Below are 20697 nucleotides of genomic sequence, written 5' to 3' on the forward strand. Positions count from 1 at the left end.
TTAACTTTTTAAAGAGCGTTCGGGGCTTGCCCGATCAAGGTGGCGTATTCTACATCGAATCGCTGCCTTGTCAACCGCTTTCTGAAGAATTTTGAAACTCGAAATCTTCAATTAATTCAAACGGTTGTCTTTCAATTTCTGGTCCGCCTCAGTGGCGTGCCCCTCGAAAGAGATGCGTATTCTACAGAGCTCACTCCGACTGTCAACGCGGTTTTCAATATTTTCTCAAAAACCTTACTTTTCGATCAATCCGTGATCACTACGCGAGCAATTTTCTTCTTACCCGCCTGCACAACGCAGTCGTCGCCCAGATTAAAGAAGCGATCACCCTCGTGCTTTTCACCATCAATAAAGACAGCGCCACGCCCAAGTACGTCTCTGGCAGCGGCCCCATTCTTCACCAACCCTGCGAGGCGAAGCACTGTAGCAACGGGCAACTGCTCCTGCCCGGAGAGGGAAACCTCGATAGTCGGCACGTTCTCGGGTATTTCACCCAGGCCCACCCGGTTACCCGCGGACTTGTGTGCTGTCGCCGCCGCTTCAGCGTCATGGAAGCGAGTGATAATTTCTTCTGCCAGCAGCTTTTTGTAGTCCTGCGGATTTGCACCTCCGGACACTGCAGCACGAAACTCATCCACTTCCGCCAACGGCCGGAAGCTCAGCAATTCAAAATAACGCCACAGGAGGTCATCCGGCATGGACAACAGCTTGGTGTACATTTCACCGGGCGAATCATTAACGCCGACATAGTTGCCCAACGACTTTGACATCTTCTGGACACCATCCAGCCCTTCCAGCAACGGCATGGTCAATACAGCCTGCGGCTTCTGACCATAGTGCTTCTGGAGAATCCGCCCCATCAAGAGGTTGAACTTCTGATCTGTCCCGCCCAGCTCCACATCAGCCTCAAGGGCGACCGAGTCATACCCCTGAACCAGTGGATACAGGAACTCATGAATGGCGATGGGCTGCTCGGCACGGTAGCGCTTGGTGAAATCATCGCGCTCGAGCATACGGGCAACCGTATACTGCCCCGCCAGACGAATCATGTCAGCCGCAGAAAGCTTGCTCATCCAGTCGGAGTTAAACACCACACGTGTCTTTTCCTTATCCAGGATCTTGAACACCTGCTCTTTATAGGTAATGGCGTTGGCAGCAACCTGCGCTTCCGTCAGAGGCGGGCGAGTTGCACTCTTGCCGGTGGGATCACCGATCATTCCGGTGAAATCCCCTATAAGGAAGATCACTTCATGCCCCAGGTCCTGGAACTGTCGCAGCTTGTTGATCAGAACCGTATGGCCCAAGTGAAGATCTGGGGCCGTAGGATCGAATCCGGCCTTTATCCTGAGAGGGCGCCCCTCCCGGAGCTTCTCAATCAACCCTTCCTCGGGGATCAACTCATCCATGCCGCGTTTGATAACGGCCAGCGCCTCATCAATAGATGCCATGTACCACACACCCTCAATTCTGATCATTAGGGCCGGACGACAGTTACAGAGATCTACAAAAGAAATCTGTGCGTTACCAGCACCCCTGTTAAAGTGTACCTGCTCAGTTTTTGAACAAAGCCGCGTATTTAAGGCCGGGTATTATAACAATCCCGGCCTCAGAAATCCGGCCAGTATGCCAGTAACGGTAATGTTTGATGCTGTCCTGAGCGCATTTTATACGGTAATCTGTTGGACTATACTTGAACAACAGCTTTAATTAGGTAGTACAACCTACCGGAATACCGATTAAAACGGATGCGACACGTGCTGAAAATGTTTCCGAAAACCCATATCACCATTGCCGCTGCGACCAGTGTTGTCGTTGCAGCCGCTATTCTGATGAGCCCCAGCGCCGATGTAGAAGCCAATAGAATGGCTTACTCGCTGGATCTCGACGAAGGCACCGTCAAGTCGTCAGGCAAGCCGACTCCCCGCATGAACGAACAGCCCGCTGCCGACAAGATGCCAGAAGAAGACGCAACAGTAGCACCTGAACTGGCATCCATCAGCGACGAGCCTCAGCTACCCGAAGCACTGGACACCGCTGCGGCCATGGCTGAGGTCAGCGGGCCAGAGCTGCAATGGCAGGAATACAAGATCAAGTCCGGCGACACACTTTCATCCCTGTTCGGCAAGGCCGGCTTCAACGACGGCATCATGCTGTCTGTGATCCACGGCTCTGGCGAAGCCGATAAGCTTCAGCGGCTCTATGCTGGCGAAACCATCGCGTTTGCAACCAATGACGCCGGCGAACTCGCTGCCATAGACCTCCAGCGCAACCTGCTGGAAACCCTTCACGTTGAAAAAACCGAAGAAGGTTTTACCGGCGAAACCGTGGTCCGCGAGCCTGACGTTAAACCGGCATTTGCGTCAGGCGTTATTGACGGCTCCCTCTATGTGGCGGCGCGCGAAGCCGGCATGAGCGACAGACTGGCCATGGAAATGGCGGGCATCTTCGGGTGGAACATCGACTTCGTATACGACGTTCGCAAGGGTGACCGGTTCGAAGTGGTGTATGAGGAACTGTATCTGGACGGCGAGAAATTCGACACTGGCAACATTCTGTCTGCTCGCTTTATCAATCGGGGCAAAGAGGTTATTGCCCTGCAGTACACTGACAGCAACGGTGATACTGACTATTACAGCCCGGACGGCAGCAGCATGCGCAAGGCGTTCCTGCGCACACCCATCAACGCCCGCGTCTCTTCTTCCTTCAACCTTCAGCGTCGTCACCCGGTGCTGGACGTCGTTCGCCCGCATGAGGGCACTGACTACGCCGCGCCTCCAGGCACTCCCATTAAGGCGGCTGGACATGGCAGGGTACAGTTTGCCGGATGGAAAGGCGGCTATGGCCGCACGGTCATTCTCAAGCACGGCGACAACATTACCACTCTCTATGCCCACATGAGCCGTCTCGGCAAAGGCATCAAGACCGGCACCAAGGTCAAGCAGGGCGACACCGTTGGCCATGTTGGCTCTTCCGGCATGGTGACCGGGCCCCACCTGCATTATGAATTCCGGGTCAACGGCTCTCCGAGAAACTCGCGAACGGTCAAGCTCCCTGATGCAAAACCGGTACCCAAGTCAGAAATGGCTCGCTTCAAGGGATTTGCGGAACAGCAAGTTGCCAAGTTCGAACTGTTCCGCCAAAACTACCAGCATCTAGCCCTGGCCGCTGACGAGTGAACTGAATGAAAGCCTGGATTGGATTGATGTCAGGCACCAGCATGGACGGCATTGACGCCATACTGGTGTCGTTCAACGGTCAAACAATCCAGGTGCATGCCACCCACACCACCGCCTACCCGGACGACATACGCAGACGGCTGGTCAATCTCGGCCAGAACCGGGGAACGCCGGATGATGTCGGCGAGCTTGATCACGCCGTCGGCTCACTGTTCGCCCTCGCGGCGGAAACTGTGATCGGGAAGTCCGGTTTCCCGGCCTCATCCATCAACGCCATCGGCAGTCACGGCCAGACCCTACGTCACCACCCTGATAGTTCAGCACCTTTTTCCCTGCAGATTGGCGATCCCACTGTTATCACTGAACGAACCGGCATCACGACCGTGGCAGACTTCAGGCGGCGCGACCTGGCAGCAGGCGGTCAAGGAGCGCCACTGGTGCCGGCATTCCACAAAGCCTTCTTTAGCGCTGAAGGCGAGAGCCGGTGCATCCTTAATCTTGGCGGCATCGCCAATATCACCCACCTTCCAGCGGGCGCCAATGAGCCGATCACCGGTTTTGATACAGGCCCTGCGAACGCGCTGATGGATGCCTGGTGCATGGATCAGACTGGCCGGGCGTTTGACGAGGATGGCGCATGGGCCAAGGAAGGGGAGATCAATCAGGCACTGCTAAGCGACCTGCTTTCGGATGCCTACTTTTCGCGACAGCCACCCAAGAGTACGGGTACCGAAAAGTTCAATATTGAGTGGATCAGGACTCAATTACGTCGTCACCCGGACCTTTCCGGCGCCGACGTACAACGCACCCTGCTCGAATTAACTGCAGTATCCGTCGCGCAGCAGTTGCCGCAATCGCCGGGAATGACAATATTTGCGTGTGGGGGCGGTGCTAAAAACAGGATTCTGATGCGGGCTCTGCAGCGAACCTGTAGCCCGGCCCGCCTCGCGTCAACAGATGACCTGGGCCTGGACCCGCAATGGGTAGAACCGGCGGCCTTTGCCTGGCTCGCAAGCCAGACACTCGCCGGCAAGCCCGGCAATGTTCCGGAAGTTACAGGCGCAGAGGGGAAAAGAATACTTGGGGCGGTGTACTACGCCTGAACACGCACGTCAGATCGAGAAGGAGCTACCACAGCCACAGGTGGAGCTGGCATTGGGGTTCTGAACGACAAATTGCGACCCCTGCAACCCTTCCTGGTAATCCACGGTTGCCCCGACCAGATACTGGTAACTCATAGGATCCACAAGCAACATCACGCCATCCCTTTCGATGACCGTGTCTTCCTCATCCTGCGCTTCATCGAATGAGAAACCATACTGGAAACCGGAACAGCCGCCACCGGTCACAAACACGCGAAGCTTGAGGTCGGAGTTGCCCTCCTCATCCACCAGCTCCCGTACTTTGGATACCGCGCTGTCACTGAAAAACAGCGGTGTGATTGCCTGTTGCTGAACTACACTCAAGTCCGCCTCCGGTTACAGAAAAACCTGACCTGATTATCATATTCCTGACTAAAACAATCAACTATTCCTTGCCAGGTACCTCTACCGACTCTTCCTCCGCCTGCTTCTCTTCAGGAATGACTCTGCCGGCAGCATCAGATTGCTTGTCCCTGCTCAACAAACCCGCGGGCTCGTTCTGGTGAACCAGGCTCCCGTTAACGGACGCGCCCATAGCCATCTCGATCAGATTGTAATAGACATTGCCATGGATGGAGGCTTTTTCGGCCAGTTCAAGGTGCGTTGACGCGTACACATCGCCGTGAACCGTGCCGTTTACGATCACATGAGGGGCGACAATGTCACCCTCCACGGAACCCACCTCAGACACCCTTAACACCGCGTCGCCGCCTTCTTCGGCAACGACCCGGCCGCGGATAGTGCCATCCACATGCAGTCCGCCGGAGAAATGCACATCCCCCTTAACCGTCGTGCGGGACGAAACCAGGGTATCGAAGTGCCCAGCGGGGCGCCTAGGTTTCTGTTTCTTTTTGCCAAGCATTTTAGTTCTCCGTCAATTCATCCCAATCAAAAGTTCGTTCGGCCTGGGACGATTTACTGCCTTCTGCACGGGCGACCACCTGCAGCTCAACCGGCTCGAAACCGTCCGGCACTCGTAAAAGCCCCTCTATATCCTGAAAATACCGGAAGCGGAACTTGACGCCCAGATCGTCGATATCGTCCGACAGGTCCCTCAGCGCGATCACTTCTTTCTCTTCATTTCGCATACCAATGACGTTCACCGCGACCACGCCCGATATATAACTCTTGTTGTCACCGATCTGGGTGAGCACCAGCTTAAAACCATAGGTGTCGTCCTGGCGCCCCTGCTGCATCGTGAACCGATCCACCTGCAGCCCTTTGCTGGTTTCCGAAGGTGCCATGATGTTTTTATAGAAAGTCAGATCCGCTTTCAGTGACGCGATCCGGGTTTCCAGATCAACAATGCTCCTTCTCGCCTGATTCAGGGCTTGTGCATCTATGGTTCGCCCCCGCTCCAGGTTGACCAGTTGCTGGCTGGCCTCGCGGTTTTGCTCTCGAAGGTCTTCAACCTGCTCTTCCAGCAGGTCGCGGGACTCTTCGGCAGTTGAAAAACGGAATCCACCCTGCGCCATACCGGTCACATACCCCAGCACCGCAGCGAGGATGGAAAACGTCAGCAATATCAAGCTTCGGCGCAGCCGGTACCCCGGGCGATGCCGGATGACAACGTATTCTTCAGCGGGTTTTCTGTGTTCGCTCACCGATCAGACCTATGGTAGCAGCGCGGGCGCTTCCAGCCCGAGGGTTTCCTTGAGGTCAAACATGATGTTCATGTTCTGGACCGCCTGCCCTGCCGCACCTTTTACCAGGTTATCAATGACCGATGAAACGATCACAATATTGCTCTGCTCCTGCCGGTGAAGAGCCATACGGCAGTTGTTGGCACCACGGACACTGCGGGTTTCCGGATGACTGCCAAATGGCATCACGTCCACAAAAGGCTCATCCCGGAAGCGGTCTTCGAACAGCGACTGGAGACGGTCAAAATCAGCAGGGTTCCGAAGCTCTGCGTATAGCGTTGCCTCGATCCCCCGGACCATCGGAATCAGGTGTGGCACGAAGGTAACACCGACATCACCACCCGCCGCCTGGGACAGGCCCTGACGAATTTCCGGGAGATGGCGATGGCCGGATGCGCCATAGGCCTTGAAGCTCTCGCCCACCTCACCGTGCAGCATACCGATCTTGCCCTGACGTCCGGCACCGCTGGCGCCCGACTTGGCGTCCGCGATCAGTCGTGACGGATCGACCAGCCCGCTCTCCAGCAATGGCAGAAAGCCCAACTGGACAGCTGTGGGATAACAGCCCGGGTTAGCCACCAGTTGTGCTGTACGGATCTTGTTCCGCACCACTTCCGGCAGGCCATAAACCGCTTTCTCCGCCCATTCGGGACTTTCATGAGGCATGCCGTACCACTCGGCCCAGACATCCAGATCCCGGAGGCGGAAGTCCGCTGATAGATCCACAACACGGGTTCCGGCAGCCATCAGTTCCGGCATCATCCGCATGGCCACACCGTGGGGCGTGGCGAAAAAGACCAGATCACAGGCTGCCAGCGTTTTTACGTCCGGCTCGGAAAAGGCAAGGTCGTAGTGGCCGCGAAGGTTCGGATACATATCTGCGACCGGCATGCCGGCCTCGGAACGCGAGGTGATGCAACTCACCGTCACGTCCGGATGAACCGCAAGAATCCTCAGAAGCTCAACACCGGTATAACCGGTTCCACCTACAATGCCTACTTTTATCACCTGTTTCTCCAGCTGAAATCGGGTTCATAACACACCCATAGTCTAACATGATAAACCAATGACTTATTGCAGCCCGAGCGGCGCTGGTTACAATATCGTCAAGAAACCACTCGTCCCTGGAAAACCGGCGTTCATGCGTAAACTGAGAAACAAGATCACTGGAAACTTGATCCCGGTTTTCCGGCGCCGGCTGTCCGGTGTCGACGCATTGCCACAACTGGCGGTTCTCGGATTGCTATCCGGCCTGTTTACCGGTGGCGTGATTCTGGTTTTTCGCCTGGCCATCGAATGGCCACTCGAGTACTTCCTGCCTGGCGACGGCTCCGAGTCGTTTGAAGAGCTGGACATTCTTACCCGTGCCATCCTGCCGTTGGCCGGCGCCATTGCGCTGGGCCTGCTGATGCACAACCTGGCAACCCACGACCGCAAGGTTGGCATCGTGCACGTCATGGAACGCCTGAACTACCATCAGGGCTATATTTCCGTTCGCAGCGCCCTCGTCCAGTTCGCCACCGGTGTCAGCACCGTTGTTACCGGCCAATCCGCCGGCCGGGAAGGCCCCGCCGTACATCTTGGGGCGGCCATCTCCAGCTTGATGGGGCAATGGATGCGGCTACCCAACAACAGCATCCGGACATTGGTTGCCTGCGGCTGCGCGGCCGCTATTTCCGCGTCGTTCAACACCCCGATTTCCGGCGTTATTTTTGCCATGGAAGTGGTGATGATGGAATACACCATCGCCGGTTTCACCCCCATCATCCTGGCATCCGTGACCGCGGCGGTGGTCACTCAGGCCGCGTACGGCTCGGAGCCAGCGTTCAGTGTGCCGCCGCTGACCATGAACTCCCTGCTGGAAATCCCATGGATCATCGCCATCGCAATCATTATCGGGGTCGCGGCGGCGGCCTTTATACAACTGATCGACACCACCGGACGCCACCACCATCGTCCGGTATTACTGCGACTCACCATCGCCGGACTTCTCATGGTGCCCTTTGCCATCGTTGTACCGGAAGTGATGGGGATCGGGTACGACACGGTGCAGTTCACGATCGACAACCAACTGCCCTTCTGGCTATTGCTGGGCGCCGGCATCGCCAAGTTGTTGATCACTTCGGTCACCCTCGGCCTTGGCATGCCCAGCGGCGTGATTGGCCCCACCCTGTTCATGGGAGCCACACTGGGAGGAGCCATGGGATTGATTGGCGCCCAGATACTGCCGGATATGGCATCGTCCGTGGGCTTTTACGCCATGCTGGGCATGGGCGCCATGATGGGGGCCGTGCTGCAGGCGCCACTGGCAGCGCTCATGGCGCTGATGGAACTTACCAGGAATCCCCACATTATTCTGCCAGGCATGCTGATCATTACGACCTCGAGCCTGGTAACCAGCGAAGCCTTTGGCAAGAAATCTTTGTTCCTGACCATACTCAAGAGCCAGGGCCTGAGTTACCAGAACTCGCCGGTTATCCAGGCTTTACGGCGCGTGTCCGTTGGCGCCATCATGGACAGGAACATCCTGCGCACCGAACGCTTCCTGTCGCGTGAAGAAGCCAGAAAAATCCTCAAATCCGAACCAAAATGGCTGGTGGTGGAAGGCAGTAGCGGCCCCACTGGCCTGCTGCCGGCGGTGGATCTTGCTCGCTACATGGAAGACACCAAAGCGCCGGCAACAGACAGCGAAGAAGACACAACACCAGAGCAGATTGACCTGATGGACATTCCCGCCAATCGCCGGGACATCGCACCGGTGCAGTACCAGGCGACCCTGGAAGAAGCACTGAACGAATTTGACCAGACCAACGTAGAAGCCCTCTACGTGCAGCGTCATGTTGCCCCGATGATCCAGCGCGTCTATGGCGTTGTGCTGAAATCGGATATCGAGAGCTACTACCAATACCGACGGAGTTGATGAATGTTGTGGGTCAAAGCCCTGCATATTGTGTCCATGGTGTGCTGGTTCGCCGGCCTTTTCTACCTGCCAAGACTGTTCGTCTATCACGCCGCCTGTGAGGACGAACCTGGCCGCCAGCGCTTCAAGATCATGGAGCGCAAGCTCTATCGGGGAATCACCACACCGTCTATGGTAGCAACGGTTGTTTTTGGTCTCTGGCTCATCGGTTACAATGTCGAAGGTTATATGAGCCAGGGCTGGATTCACGCCAAACTGTTGTTGGTGGTCCTGCTGATCGGCTACCACTTCTACTGCGGACATCTGGTGAAGGTGTTCCGCGATGACCAGAACACTCGTAGCCACGTGTTCTACCGCTGGTTTAACGAGATGCCCGTTCTGGCACTGGTCGCCATCGTCATTCTCGCTGTCGTCAAACCCTTCTGAGGAGCCCGACTATCAACCTTAACAGCCGTCCTCACGTTCTGATTATTTCTGGCCTGGATCCCTCCGGCGGCGCCGGCATCCAGGCTGATATCCAGGCAGTGACCGCCCTGGGCTGTCACCCGCTGCCTGTGTTGTCCTGCCTGACCGTGCAAGACACCCGGAACGTCTACAACGCCACCGCAACGGATCCGGACATCGTCCGCCAACAACTGGAATGCCTGGCCGGGGACACCCCCATTCATGCCATCAAAACCGGAGCCCTCGGCAACGCCGATGTGGTGGATGTACTGGTGGATTTTCTCGCCAACCACCCGGACATCCCTCTGATTACCGATCCGGTGATCAAGGCCGCCGGTGGCGGCGACCTCGCCGACGAAGCGCTGATTGCACGCATGAAGGAACGCCTGTTCCGACACGCAGAGATGATTACGCCCAACAGCATTGAATTGGCCCTGCTGGGCGAGAACGAAGATCCGGCGCAAGCGGCCCGCAAGCTGCTAAACGCTGGTTGCCAGTCCGTACTGGCCACGGGGGGGCATGGCGAAGGCGAGGACATCATCAACACTCTCTACCACCAGGCTGAAGAACCGTCCCATTTTTACGTTGAGCGGGTTGGTGGTGAGTATCACGGCACCGGGTGCACCCTGGCGGCCTCGATCGCCGCTGGCAGGGCATCAGGCCTCTCAGCCGGGGCAGCGATTGACCAGGCGCAGGACTATGTCCTCCGTGCGATCCGGCACGCACTGCGAGTCGGCAAAGGGCAACCGGTACCCGACCGGGGCATTCCATGGCAGAGCTAACGCCTTCCGGCACCTTCAGTGCCCAGGCCATCGCCAAGGGCCTGAAGCCAGGCCTCTACGCCATTACCGACAGCCAACTGTTACCGGAAGACCGACTGCTGGTCGCGGTTGAGGCGGCCCTTCGAGGCGGGGCCGTGTTGGTACAGTACCGTGAAAAAAAGGCGCCGGAGCCAGAACGGCTGAAACAGGCGCAGGACCTGGCGGCCCTTTGCCACAATGCCCGCGTGCCGCTGATCATCAACGATGATCCCGAACTGGCCCGTCGCTGCGGAGCCGCCGGTGTGCACTTGGGTCAGTCCGATGACTCCCTGGCCCTGGCCAGACGGCAGCTTGGTGACCATGCCATCGTCGGTGCAACCTGCCATGCCGACCTGGCACTGGCGTCCCGGGCGGATGCGGACGGCGCCGACTACCTGGCCTTCGGCCGCTTCTTTAACTCAACCACCAAGCCTGACGCACCCGTTGCCGAGCCTTCAGTTCTGACCAAGTCACGGCAGTTTGGCAAACCCGTAACCGCCATTGGGGGCATTACTATAGATAACGGCGAAGGCCTGATCCGCGCCGGCGCCGACCTGCTGGCCGTGGTCGGCGGCCTGTTCGATGGTGACGTTGCCACCATTGAAGAGCGCGCACGCCGATTTAGCCAGCTGTTTGCGCAACATCACCCACTTTTTTCATCGTCCGTATCTCAGGAGTCCTGAACCATGACCCAGTCCGAAACCCTATTCGAACAGGCTCAGAAATACATCCCTGGAGGCGTCAACTCTCCAGTCCGGGCCTTCCGGGGAGTCGGCGGTACCCCGCTGTTTTTCAAGCACGCCGACGGCGCCTACCTGTACGACGAAGACGATCGCCGCTACATCGATTACATCGGTTCCTGGGGGCCCATGATCCTTGGCCACGGCAACCAGATCATCAAGGATGCGCTCCATGCCCAGGTCGATCAGGGCATCGGTTACGGAGCACCGACAGCGATCGAAACCGAAATGGCCAAGAAGGTCTGCGAACTGGTCCCTTCCATTGACCTGGTGCGCATGGTTAATTCCGGCACCGAGGCCACCATGAGCACGGTTCGACTCGCCCGCGGCTATACCGGCCGAGACAAGATCGTGAAGTTCGAAGGCTGCTATCACGGCCACGTGGATTCACTGCTGGTGAAAGCCGGCTCCGGCGCGCTGACCCTGGGTGTCCCCAACTCACCGGGCATTCCCGCCAGCCTCGCGGAACATACGTTGACCCTGGCGTTCAACGATATTGAAAGTGTTCGGGAAACCTTCGCAAAAATGGGCGATGAAATCGCAGCCATCATCGTTGAGCCAGTGGCGGGCAACATGAACTGCATACCGCCTGTCCCCGGTTTCCTTGAAGCGTTGCGGGAGGTATGCGACGAGCACGGCACGGTATTGATTTTCGATGAGGTCATGACCGGCTTCCGTGTCTCCCTCGGTGGCGCTCAGGAACTCTACAGTGTCACACCGGACCTGACCGCCCTGGGCAAAGTGATTGGCGGCGGCCTGCCTGTTGGCGCGTTTGGCGGCAAGCGGGAGATCATGGAACACATTTCGCCACTGGGGCCGGTCTACCAGGCCGGAACTCTGAGTGGCAACCCGCTGGCCATGTGTGCCGGGCTGGCTACATTGAACGCCATTTCAGAGCCGGGCTTCCATGACCGGTTGACGGAAAAGACCAATGCCGTGCGCGATGGGTTAAAGGAGGCTGCGGACAGCACCGGAGTCCCATTGGCAGTGCAAAGTGCTGGCGCCATGTTCGGCTTCTTCTTTACCGACGCCCCCAGGATCACACGCTTCGACCAGGTCATGGCCTGCGACGTAGAGCGGTTCAAAAAATTCTTCCAGGGGATGCTCAAGGAAGGTGTTTACCTGGCGCCTTCAGCCTTTGAGGCCGGCTTTACCAGCGCAGCCCTGACCGATGACGACATCCGACAGACAACGGAAGCGGCACGCCGTGTCATGAAAACGCTCTGAACGCGACCGATTGATCCCTGACCCCGAAAGCCTGTCAGCAACAGGGACATGTCTTTCGGGGCCCCAGGGGTGACCCGCATCACACTTCTGACCGCCCAAACCGCCCCGGCCCCTCCTGCCGTTGACTTCACTCACCCTATGATCAAATTATGGTCAGATCTCGGACAAGAGATGCACTGACTGCGACCATCTAACAATCACAAGACAGAAGTCAGCGCATGGACGCCACGCAGTACTGCCTTGGACTGCCCCAAAATGCAGTAGTCGGCACAACCTGTTAGGTCGAGCCGCAGTTTGACAATAAATACAACAGCAAACTGTAGGTGCAACAATGAAACAATGGATCAAGGTATTCGCCATGCTGGTGGCACTGGCATGGTCGGCGCCATCAATGGCCTGGTGGTGGAATTCCACGCCATCCAACTACACCGACACCCGCTATCCGGTGGTGTTGGTTCACGGTATGTTCGGATTCGATTCAATTGCGGGGGTAGACTACTGGTATGGCATTGCCGAAGACCTGCGCAAGTACGGTGCCGATGTCTACACCACCCAGGTACCCGCTCTGGACAGCACCATCGCCAGGGGTGAGGCACTGCTACCACAGATCGCCTCAATCGCAGCGGTTCATGGCAAGGTAAACCTGATTGGCCACAGCCATGGCGGGCCCACCGCTCGATACGTCGCACGGGTAAGGCCGGATCTGGTGGCCTCGGTAACCTCCGTGGGCTCCCCCCACAAAGGCTCACCGGTTGCAGACCTGATCCACGGATCTCCGGCGGACGGTCTTGCGGCATCACTGGGTAACGCACTGGGCAGCCTGATCGACCTGCTCTCCGGTGGCGGCTACAATCAGGACCTCCAGTCCAGCCTCTACTCACTCACCACCGAAGGCAGCGCCGAGTTCAACAACTTCGCCCCCGCCGGCGTTCCGGCCAGTGCCTGTGGTGAAGGTGCCTATTCCAGCAACGGCGTGCGCTTTTATTCATGGGGTGGCACTGGCGTACTGACCAACGTGCTGGACCCATCCGACGTACTTTTGGGCACCACCAGCCTGGCGTTTACGTTCAGCCCCAACGATGGATTGGTAGGCCGCTGCAGCAGCCATTTTGGCAAAGTGATTCGTGATAACTATTTCATGAACCACCTGGATGAGGTGAATCAGGCTCTTGGACTGCATAGTCTGTTCGAGACTGATCCAAAAACCGTCTTCCGGCAGCAGGCCAACCGCCTGAGAAATGCCGGGCTTTAAATAGCCCCGTTCGCCATGGCTGGATACGGATATCCCGCCATGATTTCAGAACACGGTCTCAAACCCGAGCATCACTTCCCGACGGCTGTAGTCATAACGTTCAATGGTACTGCGGTTGTCCAGCATGCTCCATTCCGCCAGCATCATCCATTCCCCGGCCAGTCGGTATTCCGCCAGCAGCGAACCGCGCAACCGGTTATCCGTGCGCCGCTCAGAGACCAGAGCCCCGTTCGACACGAATCGTTGGTCATCCTTGTAGCGGGAGTAACGAACATCGGCCTTGCCGCCCAACGAAAATCGGCCCGACACATAGTGACGGACTTCCGCCGACACAAGATTTCGTATGGGAGATACACTGAAGAACTCCTGCTGTGTCGAGAGATCCCTTCGATGGTTATCTTCCAGCTGATAATGACCGCTCAGAACCCAACTTCCCAACGCTTTATCGGCGCTGGCGCGGAATCGCAGCATTTCTCCATCGTAGGCGCTGTAATCGCTGCCACCGTCAATCGTTGAAACCGAACCACTTACGCTGCATTCAACACCAGAGACCACAGGAGCCAAAACGCACCGATCGGGATGATAGAGCATCTCGACCCGGGCCTCGCGCTCAAGGGGATCACCGCCAAACCAGGATGCCGACAGGCTCAGGGTTGATGTAAGCTCTCCGTCTCCCAGCTCTTTCGGCAACGACGCACCAGTGCTGAGATAAGTGTTATTAAAGGCAGAGTTCCCAGGGTACTGACGAGTGAAAGCAACCCCGTGCAAGCTGAGTTCCTTCATTCCGAGTTGAACAGTTCCCGCCGCCAGCGCATCCGCAAACCCGCCTTCCTTATCACTGGAAACATCATCCGGAGTTCCAGCAATATTGTCGTCGTATCCGCCAGCGACGGCGAGATAGCCACTACCATGGCGCTGACCCAATGGAGATTCCGCGGTGACATCAGCCAGCTGGTGACGAGCCAACGTTTGGACTTCTTCAGGTGAATCCTCGCTGGCAGCACGTTCGAACCACTGGCGGGCGTCGCCCACCTTACCCATCCTCTGCTTTACCAGACCGAGGTTGTAGTAAGCCAGAGGCGCATGAGGCGTTTCCAGCAATGTCAGGAATACGGTTTCGGCCGACTCGAGATCGCCGAGACGGAAGTAAACAACGCCGAGATTGTAGAGTAGGGATGGAGAGTTGGTGCCAGCCGCCCGAGCTCGCTCGAAAAAAATCCGGGCCTCTTCCAGGTTTCCTTGCCGAAAGGCCTCCACACCGGCATCGAAATCCGGCCTATTGGTGACCTCCATGGCCATCGCCGCAGGAGTCGAGGTCATCAGGGCAATAAACAGAATGGCTGATCGTGGGAACCCCAAGCTTTACTCCGGAAATACGCTGTGGTGGCGCCCCTCAAAACAGACGCGTTGAGTGAGGGCACGACAAAAACCGGAGTATAGCAACTGACGAAGTGCTTCGTCGCAGAAGGAAAATTACGATGCCGTATAGTTAGTAAGTAGTTAGCAAGGGAAGCTAGGGCCGGTCGGGACGATTGGAGACATCTGGCAGATCAGGCAACTCAGGCCGCCCCTTTCGCCCATTGTCATTACGGACTTCCCGAGCCCGCTCAGACGCTGCGTTGGCGGCATCCCGCCCTCTCTCGCGTGCGTCCCGGGCCTTATCCGCGGAATGAACCGACTTATCGATGCCACGATCTTTCGACGGTCGACCAAGTGATACCGGTTCACGCAGGTTAATCTCACGCACGACAGATTCCGTAAGGTCTTCGTCGTCTGTAACCATTCTCATGGTCACATCAAGATCATCACTGGCAAAAACCGTTGACGGTCCCACCAAAAACAGGCTGAGACCGACGAAACAGACAGCTCTCTGCCAGATTCCCGACATCATGACGAGGGCTCCGGACGTCCATTTATTGATGGGCCGTTGAGACTGGCCCGGAACGTTTTGGTTCTTTGGCCATCGTCAAGATGAGCGACCAGCTCACCCTCACCAGAGAACAGAATGTTTAATGGCAGGTTTACCACATTTTCGCCTTTATCCAGATCAACTCTCCAGCTCAACCTTTGGTGCCCGGGATAATCAGAAACCTCTACATGAGGCGGCAATTCCACTGTCAAAGTAACACCCTGCAGCGCTTCCCTGGAGCGAAACGCAAGCCGAACATTCCGGGCAACCGGCTTCAGTGCCGAGCGTTCATCCGCGCTTTCATCAACAACGGTTACTCGATGATCGGTTACTGAATCCGTTTTAATCTGCGCCAATTCATCCGCCGGTTCCTGGCCTGAACGCCAGCCAAAACCAAGTGCAATCCCCAGGACCAGGGCCGCCGCAATGGCACCTCCCACCCACGGGGCACTCCAACCGTAGTCCGTAAGGCTTTTGCGGGACCGGCGCTCCCTTCCGATGGCAACATCCAGAACCTGTTTCTCAAAACCCGGCGACGAGGGCGGTATCTCCTGACTTTCACGCATCGCGGTGACGATTGCCAATTCGTTGTGTGCGGCAACGGAACAGCTCTCACACTCGGCAAGATGCTGCTCAAGGCGGTTAGCCTGAGCAGCCGACAGCTCGGCCTTGGCCCAGGAACCCAGATTGTTTTTGCACTCGTCACACATCATTGCCATCACCTCATTCTTTCACACGCTCGGCCTGCGGAAAAAGTTCCGGACGCTCAAGTAACTTTTCCCGCAGGGCGGCCCGACAACGATGGACTCTCGACTTCACCGTGCCAACCGGTATTTCAAGCACCTGAGCAATATCTTCCTGGCTCCAGCCATCCACATCGTGCAGCAGCATCAACGTGCGCCGATCCGGCGACAGAGTCTGAATAATCTCATCCATAACGGGCTTCAAGCGCTCAGAACTGATCTGCTCACTGAGATCGGGGACATCCGCGGCGTAGGAGTCTAAAAAGGAGGATTGCTGTTCCGGCTCTGCTACGTCGCTAACAGGCCTGTCGGCGCGACGTCCTTTGCGACGGACCTGATCAATAAAGTGCCGGTACAACACGCGATTCAACCATGGCCTCAGTTGCTCCACTGATTCCAGCTCCGAGAGACGGGGATATAGTTTCAAGACCACATCCTGAACCAAATCCTCTGCATCCTGTTGCTGCCCAGCCAAACGATACGCAAACCGGTACATAGCCTCCAAATGCGGCTGCACCAGTTTCTCAAATCGCTTGGCCCGGGAAGGGTTAAAGGAAAGTAAAGCCAAAACCGGTACTCGTCTGATTAATCGCGCAAAAAGAGGACGCAGTTTACAACACAATCCGCACGTAAGTATTGGCCCATGACCAAACCACCGATCAAAGTCGCATCAGCCGTCCCATAGGCAAGGGTTAGCAGACACAATGGAACGGCTGACGACATTTCAGCGTTATGCCCTTGTGGCCACCCAACATTTCTTCAACCGGCCAGTGTCTTTCCCTAAGGAGGTTTGCAATGAATCAGTCTCTGAAATACCTGACAATACTTGGCTTTACCGGAGCGCTGACTGCCTGTGGCGGTGACAGCGACAGCAGCAGTCTTAGCGGAGGGGAAACAGGCAGCGTAAGCGTCGGACTGACTGATGCACCTGTAGACAGCGCCCAGGAAGTAAACATTGAGGTTACCGCGCTGGTACTTCAACCTTCAGACGGCGAACGTCGCAGGTTTGAGCTGGAATTCCCCGCACCGATCAATCTTCTCGACCTGCAGGGAGGTTCATTTGAAAGCCTCGTCACTGATGAGGAAGTTCCGGCTGGCAACTACAACTGGATGAGAATCGAACTCGGCGACGACAACACCGTCGTAAACGACTCAGGGACCCACCTACTTACCACGCCGTCAGCCAGGGGCGTCCAAACGTCTGGCTTTGTCGTTCCCGCTGGCGGGCAAGTAAGCTTCACCATTGACTTTGACGTTCGCAAATCGCTCGTAGACCCCGTCGGACAGGATGGGTACAAACTCAAACCTGTGCTCAGGCTGGTCGACAATTCGGAAACTGGCATCGTTGAAGGAACCGTGGCGGGCGAGCTAATTACACAGGAATGCGGCGATGCCCTCACTCCCGATTTTGCCGGCAACGTATACGTTCATGACGGTGAGAATGCGCAGCCAGACGACATTGGCAGCGCCAACGAGCCGCTGGTTGCTGTGCCGGTTGAAGAGAACGGAGGAGACTACTCCTACATCGCAGCCTTTATTCCGGCAGGGAACTATACCGTCAGCTACACCTGTGGCGACGATCTGATCGAAGATGATCAGGAACAGCCCTCAGACGATGACATCACGTTCGTCGGTGCCCAAAACGTAACAGTAATAGCCGGCGAAACTGTAACGGCGGACTTCGAAATCCAATCACCGTAAAAAACGGAACAACAGGCTGGGCTCATCAGAGGCCCAGCTTAATGCAGACGGCGGATCAAGCTTATAGAGCGGACGCACGCTCCTCAGCCTGATCCGCCCCAGCCACATTCCCCCTGGCACGCCGGATATCCGCCAGCAGCAGCCATCCCGAGCGCTGCAATGACGAATTGCTGCCGGCCAAAGACAACCCTTTCAACGTGAACTGCTCCGCCGAACCCAGTTGATCCAGTGCCACGTAGGCTTGTGAGAGCTTGAAGTACACCTGCGCCGAGCGTGGGGCGATTCGCTGTGCCCGCTCCAGTTGCGCCACGGCGGCCTGGGTCTCGCCGGACGCCATCAGGCTGTCCGCCCGCTGGATAAGGCTTCGTGCTGCCGGCGACAGAGCGTCACCCTCATCCTGGTAGCTGGGGGCCGTGCGCTCTGGCTGCCGCACCGGTTGATCAGGCTGCTCGCTTTTACGCTCAACCCGCGGTTCGTCACGAGGCTCACCGGTTTGTGGCGGCTGGGGCGCCTCGTCAGGGGATGACCGATCACCGGCTGGCACATAAATGGAGCCACCGCCCGGGCCAGAGGCGCAACCGGCCACCGTCAGCGACAGGGCCAATAAACCAGCGCATGTAAACGTGTTCGATTTCATTGGAAAAGTCCTTCAAACCAGCCCCGTATCCGCCGCTCGATATTACCTCCGCAGGAAACCTCCACATCAGGCTCACTGCCGGTGATGAACGGTACGAGGCGTGCATTGTCACAATGTTCTTCTGTCAGGGCGACTTCGTCGGGATTGACCCAGAGGTACTCTACCCCATCCGGCACCACCGGCGAGAAGCCGTGCTGCGGTACCTGGCTCATAAACCGGGACCACACCGGTAAGGCGCCGGTGGCGCCTGTCAGAGACGTTGGGCCGTTGTCGTCCCTGCCAACCCAGGTCACCGCCAGCAGGTCGCCGCTGAAACCGGCGAACCAGGAATCGCGGCCATCATCGGTGGTTCCGGTCTTACCTGCAAGCGTGAGCTCTCGTGGCACGGTCCGGTACGCGGAACGCCCGGTACCTTCCTGCATGGTTTCCTGCATAACATACTGGACAAGATGTACCGCGGCGGGATCCGCTACCTGGTCCACTTTCAGGCTATAGCGAGACAGGGCCTCGCCTTCGGCATCGGTGACCTGCCGAATGGTTCTCAGGGGCGTATTGAAACCGGACGTAGCCAGCCCCTGATAGATCTGGGCGACCGTTACCGGCGTCATGGAGACTGAGCCCAACAACATTGATGGATACTCCGAAATACCCCCGGGAACGCCAAATCCCTGCAAGGTAGACTTCACAGCGCCGATACCCACATCCAGCCCTACACGCACAGTAGGTAGGTTATACGAGTGGGAGAGCGCCTTGTGCAGGGGCACCTCGCCGCGCTGTTCCTTATCGTAGTTTTCAGGCTCCCAGCGGCGTCCGTCGTCGAACACCAGGGAGAAGCCCTTGTCCTCGACAGGTGTGATCAGGGTATACCGATCCGGGTTCTGCAACGCCGTCAGGTAAACGAACGGCTTGACCAAGGAACCGATAGGACGGCTCGCATCCACGGCGCGATTGAAACCGGCGTATTTCGGGTCACGCCCACCAACCAGGGCCAACACCTCTCCACTGTCCCGCGAGGTCACCACCATGGCGGACTCCAGCGTGGTATCGGAGCTCCCCTCCATTCGCCCGAGCATATCCTTGACGGCAAATTCCGCCGCATACTGGATCGCGGGGTTCAGGGTGGTGAAGATGCGAAGCCCCTCACTCTGCAGGTCTTCCTGCTTGTAATCCCGGGCCAGGTGACGACGAACCAGATCGATGTAGGCCGGGTACCGGTTTTCAGAGTATGAAGCCTGGTTCGTAACACCCAGCGGCTGGGCACGGGCCCTGGCGGCATCCTCTTCGCTGATAAGATCGGTTTCAGCCATCACATCAATGACCAAGTTGCGACGGGACAGGGCACGGTCCGGATGGCGTCGGGGATTATAGTAGCTCGGCCCCTTCACCAGGCCGACCAACAAGGCAATCTGATGGGTTTGAAGATCACGAATCGACTCGCCGAAATAGAACTGGCTTGCCAGCCCGAATCCGTGAATGGCTCGTGTGCCGGCCTGCCCCACGTACACCTCGTTGACGTAGGTTTCCAGTATGTCGTTCTTCTCGTAATGGAGCTCCAGGAGCAGCGACATCAGGGCTTCGTTGCCCTTGCGCAACAAGGTTTGATCCCGGGTCAGGAAGAAGTTCTTCACCAACTGCTGGGTCAGCGTGCTGCCCCCCTGCACGATCTGCCCGGCCCGGATATTAGCCAGCATTGCCCGGCCAATCGATAGCGGGGCGATCCCGACATGGTCATGGAAATTGCGGTCCTCAACGGCCAATAGCGTATCGGTGAAAAGTTCGGGTACATCCGCCAGCTGCACCAACACCCGGTCTTCCTTGTGGGCGGGATAGATACCGCCGATCTGGGCCGGTTCCAGGCGCACAATCGGCGAAGGGTCGCCCGACAGTACCCGGAAATCCTGCACCTGGTCGCTGTATATGTTAAGCGACAGGCGTCTACGAGGTTCCAACCCGTCGGTAAACAGAAAGCCCCGAGTGCTGATAATAAAGTGGCCGCCATTGCGACGATAGGTACCTGCCCGGCTGCCATCCCCGGCACGGTAGCCGGACAGCTCAAGCTCCCGCTGCAGAGCCCCCGAACTGACGCTCGCGCCGTCATACAGCTCCAGTGGTCTCGCGTAGACTCGAGAAGGCACTTCAAATCGACGGCCTTCAAAGCGGGAGGTGACCACCGCATCCAGGTAAACCATCCAACCGGCGAGCAGCACCACACCGATAAAAAAGACGCGCAAAAACAGGCGCCAGAACCAGGGCCGGCGGGCAGACTTTCCCTTGCGGGTGTTTTTCTTGGGCGATTTCCGGGGGGAAGCAGATTTTTTCATGGCGGGATTATAACGAATCCGGGCATCGGTACGGCAGGTCAT

20 protein-coding genes are annotated in these 20697 nt (G+C 57.4%); 9 read left to right on the forward strand and 11 right to left on the reverse strand.

All coding sequences use genetic code 11. The annotated features are described in order from the left end of the window. Positions 1-245: 245 nt before the first annotated feature. Positions 246-1448, reverse strand: a complete 1203-nt coding sequence (gene tyrS, locus JJO78_RS18805) for a tyrosine--tRNA ligase (RefSeq protein ID WP_085681652.1) — start codon at positions 1446-1448, stop codon at positions 246-248. Positions 1449-1754: 306 nt separating this feature from the next. Between tyrS and JJO78_RS18810 the strand changes: the two genes are divergently transcribed. Both JJO78_RS18810 and JJO78_RS18815 read left to right on the forward strand, forming a co-directional pair. Then, positions 1755-3176, forward strand: coding sequence for a peptidoglycan DD-metalloendopeptidase family protein (locus JJO78_RS18810; protein WP_151982846.1), 1422 nt, complete (start codon positions 1755-1757; stop codon positions 3174-3176). A gap of 5 nt (positions 3177-3181) precedes the next feature. Further along, positions 3182-4279: an anhydro-N-acetylmuramic acid kinase gene (locus JJO78_RS18815; RefSeq protein WP_151982848.1), complete on the forward strand. Its 1098-nt coding sequence runs from the start codon at positions 3182-3184 to the stop codon at positions 4277-4279. A 9-nt stretch (positions 4280-4288) separates the two neighbouring features. Here the strand turns inward: JJO78_RS18815 and erpA are convergent, their stop codons facing one another. The 4 genes from erpA to argC all read right to left on the reverse strand — a co-directional run bounded on the left by erpA (position 4289) and on the right by argC (position 6969). Beyond that, positions 4289-4642, reverse strand: a complete 354-nt coding sequence (gene erpA / locus JJO78_RS18820; protein ID WP_036203301.1) for an iron-sulfur cluster insertion protein ErpA — start codon at positions 4640-4642, stop codon at positions 4289-4291. Between the two features lie 61 nt (positions 4643-4703). Continuing rightward, entirely contained in the window at positions 4704-5180 is a 477-nt protein-coding gene (locus JJO78_RS18825; RefSeq protein WP_036203298.1) for a bactofilin family protein, read from the reverse strand. 1 nt (position 5181) lies between these two features. Next, entirely contained in the window at positions 5182-5922 is a 741-nt protein-coding gene (locus tag JJO78_RS18830; RefSeq protein WP_036203295.1) for a DUF6776 family protein, read from the reverse strand. Between the two features lie 9 nt (positions 5923-5931). Further along, positions 5932-6969 (reverse strand): N-acetyl-gamma-glutamyl-phosphate reductase, encoded by a 1038-nt coding sequence (gene argC / locus JJO78_RS18835; RefSeq protein WP_041332668.1) that lies wholly within the window; start codon positions 6967-6969, stop codon positions 5932-5934. 133 nt (positions 6970-7102) lie between these two features. Here argC and JJO78_RS18840 point away from each other — a divergent pair, with 133 nt between their 5' ends. From JJO78_RS18840 to JJO78_RS18865, 6 genes are all read left to right on the forward strand, one after another. After that, complete coding sequence (locus JJO78_RS18840) at positions 7103-8881, forward strand: chloride channel protein (protein WP_273624420.1); 1779 nt, start codon at positions 7103-7105, stop codon at positions 8879-8881. Positions 8882-8884: 3 nt separating this feature from the next. Beyond that, positions 8885-9307 carry a protoporphyrinogen oxidase HemJ gene (hemJ, locus tag JJO78_RS18845; protein ID WP_036203287.1) on the forward strand — a complete coding sequence of 141 codons (423 nt, stop codon included), beginning with the start codon at positions 8885-8887 and terminating at the stop codon, positions 9305-9307. A 38-nt stretch (positions 9308-9345) separates the two neighbouring features. Continuing rightward, on the forward strand, positions 9346-10107 hold the full coding sequence (gene thiD, locus JJO78_RS18850) for a bifunctional hydroxymethylpyrimidine kinase/phosphomethylpyrimidine kinase (protein WP_164732137.1): 762 nt from the start codon (positions 9346-9348) through the stop codon (positions 10105-10107). Beyond that, positions 10095-10808: a thiamine phosphate synthase gene (gene thiE / locus JJO78_RS18855; RefSeq protein ID WP_273624421.1), complete on the forward strand. Its 714-nt coding sequence runs from the start codon at positions 10095-10097 to the stop codon at positions 10806-10808. Before thiD ends, thiE begins: the two co-directional genes overlap by 13 nt. A 3-nt stretch (positions 10809-10811) precedes the next feature. Continuing rightward, entirely contained in the window at positions 10812-12092 is a 1281-nt protein-coding gene (gene hemL, locus JJO78_RS18860) for a glutamate-1-semialdehyde 2,1-aminomutase (protein WP_075195701.1), read from the forward strand. A 331-nt stretch (positions 12093-12423) separates the two neighbouring features. Then, positions 12424-13344 (forward strand): lipase family alpha/beta hydrolase, encoded by a 921-nt coding sequence (locus tag JJO78_RS18865; RefSeq protein WP_075195702.1) that lies wholly within the window; start codon positions 12424-12426, stop codon positions 13342-13344. Between the two features lie 45 nt (positions 13345-13389). Here JJO78_RS18865 and JJO78_RS18870 read toward each other — a convergent pair whose 3' ends face one another. From JJO78_RS18870 to JJO78_RS18885, 4 genes are all read right to left on the reverse strand, one after another. Then, positions 13390-14703 carry a tetratricopeptide repeat protein gene (locus JJO78_RS18870; protein ID WP_083637214.1) on the reverse strand — a complete coding sequence of 438 codons (1314 nt, stop codon included), beginning with the start codon at positions 14701-14703 and terminating at the stop codon, positions 13390-13392. Positions 14704-14857: 154 nt separating this feature from the next. After that, entirely contained in the window at positions 14858-15235 is a 378-nt protein-coding gene (locus JJO78_RS18875) for a hypothetical protein (protein WP_227517804.1), read from the reverse strand. Further along, positions 15232-15966, reverse strand: coding sequence for an anti-sigma factor family protein (locus tag JJO78_RS18880; RefSeq protein ID WP_075195726.1), 735 nt, complete (start codon positions 15964-15966; stop codon positions 15232-15234). The genes JJO78_RS18875 and JJO78_RS18880 overlap by 4 nt, the downstream gene beginning before the upstream one ends. A 10-nt stretch (positions 15967-15976) precedes the next feature. Next, entirely contained in the window at positions 15977-16513 is a 537-nt protein-coding gene (locus tag JJO78_RS18885) for an RNA polymerase sigma factor (protein WP_228210406.1), read from the reverse strand. 278 nt (positions 16514-16791) lie between these two features. Between JJO78_RS18885 and JJO78_RS18890 the strand changes: the two genes are divergently transcribed. Further along, positions 16792-17697 carry a DUF4382 domain-containing protein gene (locus tag JJO78_RS18890; protein ID WP_273624423.1) on the forward strand — a complete coding sequence of 302 codons (906 nt, stop codon included), beginning with the start codon at positions 16792-16794 and terminating at the stop codon, positions 17695-17697. Between the two features lie 61 nt (positions 17698-17758). Here the strand turns inward: JJO78_RS18890 and JJO78_RS18895 are convergent, their stop codons facing one another. Both JJO78_RS18895 and mrcB read right to left on the reverse strand, forming a co-directional pair. After that, on the reverse strand, positions 17759-18334 hold the full coding sequence (locus JJO78_RS18895; RefSeq protein ID WP_273624425.1) for a tetratricopeptide repeat protein: 576 nt from the start codon (positions 18332-18334) through the stop codon (positions 17759-17761). Further along, positions 18331-20655, reverse strand: coding sequence for a penicillin-binding protein 1B (mrcB, locus tag JJO78_RS18900; protein WP_036205614.1), 2325 nt, complete (start codon positions 20653-20655; stop codon positions 18331-18333). Before mrcB ends, JJO78_RS18895 begins: the two co-directional genes overlap by 4 nt. Positions 20656-20697: the final 42 nt, after the last annotated feature.

The organism is Marinobacter sp. DS40M6, from assembly GCF_028581595.1.
Lineage (GTDB): Bacteria > Pseudomonadota > Gammaproteobacteria > Pseudomonadales > Oleiphilaceae > Marinobacter > Marinobacter salarius.

Bases quoted from the DNA above. Each gene is read 5' to 3' on its own strand.
- tyrS (WP_085681652.1), bottom strand. From the start codon at position 1,448: ATGGCATCTATTGATGAGGCGCTGGCCGTTATCAAACGCGGCATGGAT.
- JJO78_RS18815 (WP_151982848.1), top strand. From the start codon at position 3,182: ATGAAAGCCTGGATTGGATTGATGTCAGGCACCAGCATGGACGGCATT.
- JJO78_RS18825 (WP_036203298.1), bottom strand. From the start codon at position 5,180: ATGCTTGGCAAAAAGAAACAGAAACCTAGGCGCCCCGCTGGGCACTTC.
- JJO78_RS18840 (WP_273624420.1), top strand. From the start codon at position 7,103: ATGCGTAAACTGAGAAACAAGATCACTGGAAACTTGATCCCGGTTTTC.
- hemJ (WP_036203287.1), top strand. From the start codon at position 8,885: ATGTTGTGGGTCAAAGCCCTGCATATTGTGTCCATGGTGTGCTGGTTC.
- thiE (WP_273624421.1), top strand. From the start codon at position 10,095: ATGGCAGAGCTAACGCCTTCCGGCACCTTCAGTGCCCAGGCCATCGCC.
- hemL (WP_075195701.1), top strand. From the start codon at position 10,812: ATGACCCAGTCCGAAACCCTATTCGAACAGGCTCAGAAATACATCCCT.
- JJO78_RS18865 (WP_075195702.1), top strand. From the start codon at position 12,424: ATGAAACAATGGATCAAGGTATTCGCCATGCTGGTGGCACTGGCATGG.
- JJO78_RS18875 (WP_227517804.1), bottom strand. From the start codon at position 15,235: ATGATGTCGGGAATCTGGCAGAGAGCTGTCTGTTTCGTCGGTCTCAGC.
- JJO78_RS18880 (WP_075195726.1), bottom strand. From the start codon at position 15,966: ATGATGTGTGACGAGTGCAAAAACAATCTGGGTTCCTGGGCCAAGGCC.
- JJO78_RS18890 (WP_273624423.1), top strand. From the start codon at position 16,792: ATGAATCAGTCTCTGAAATACCTGACAATACTTGGCTTTACCGGAGCG.
- JJO78_RS18895 (WP_273624425.1), bottom strand. From the start codon at position 18,334: ATGAAATCGAACACGTTTACATGCGCTGGTTTATTGGCCCTGTCGCTG.
- mrcB (WP_036205614.1), bottom strand. From the start codon at position 20,655: ATGAAAAAATCTGCTTCCCCCCGGAAATCGCCCAAGAAAAACACCCGC.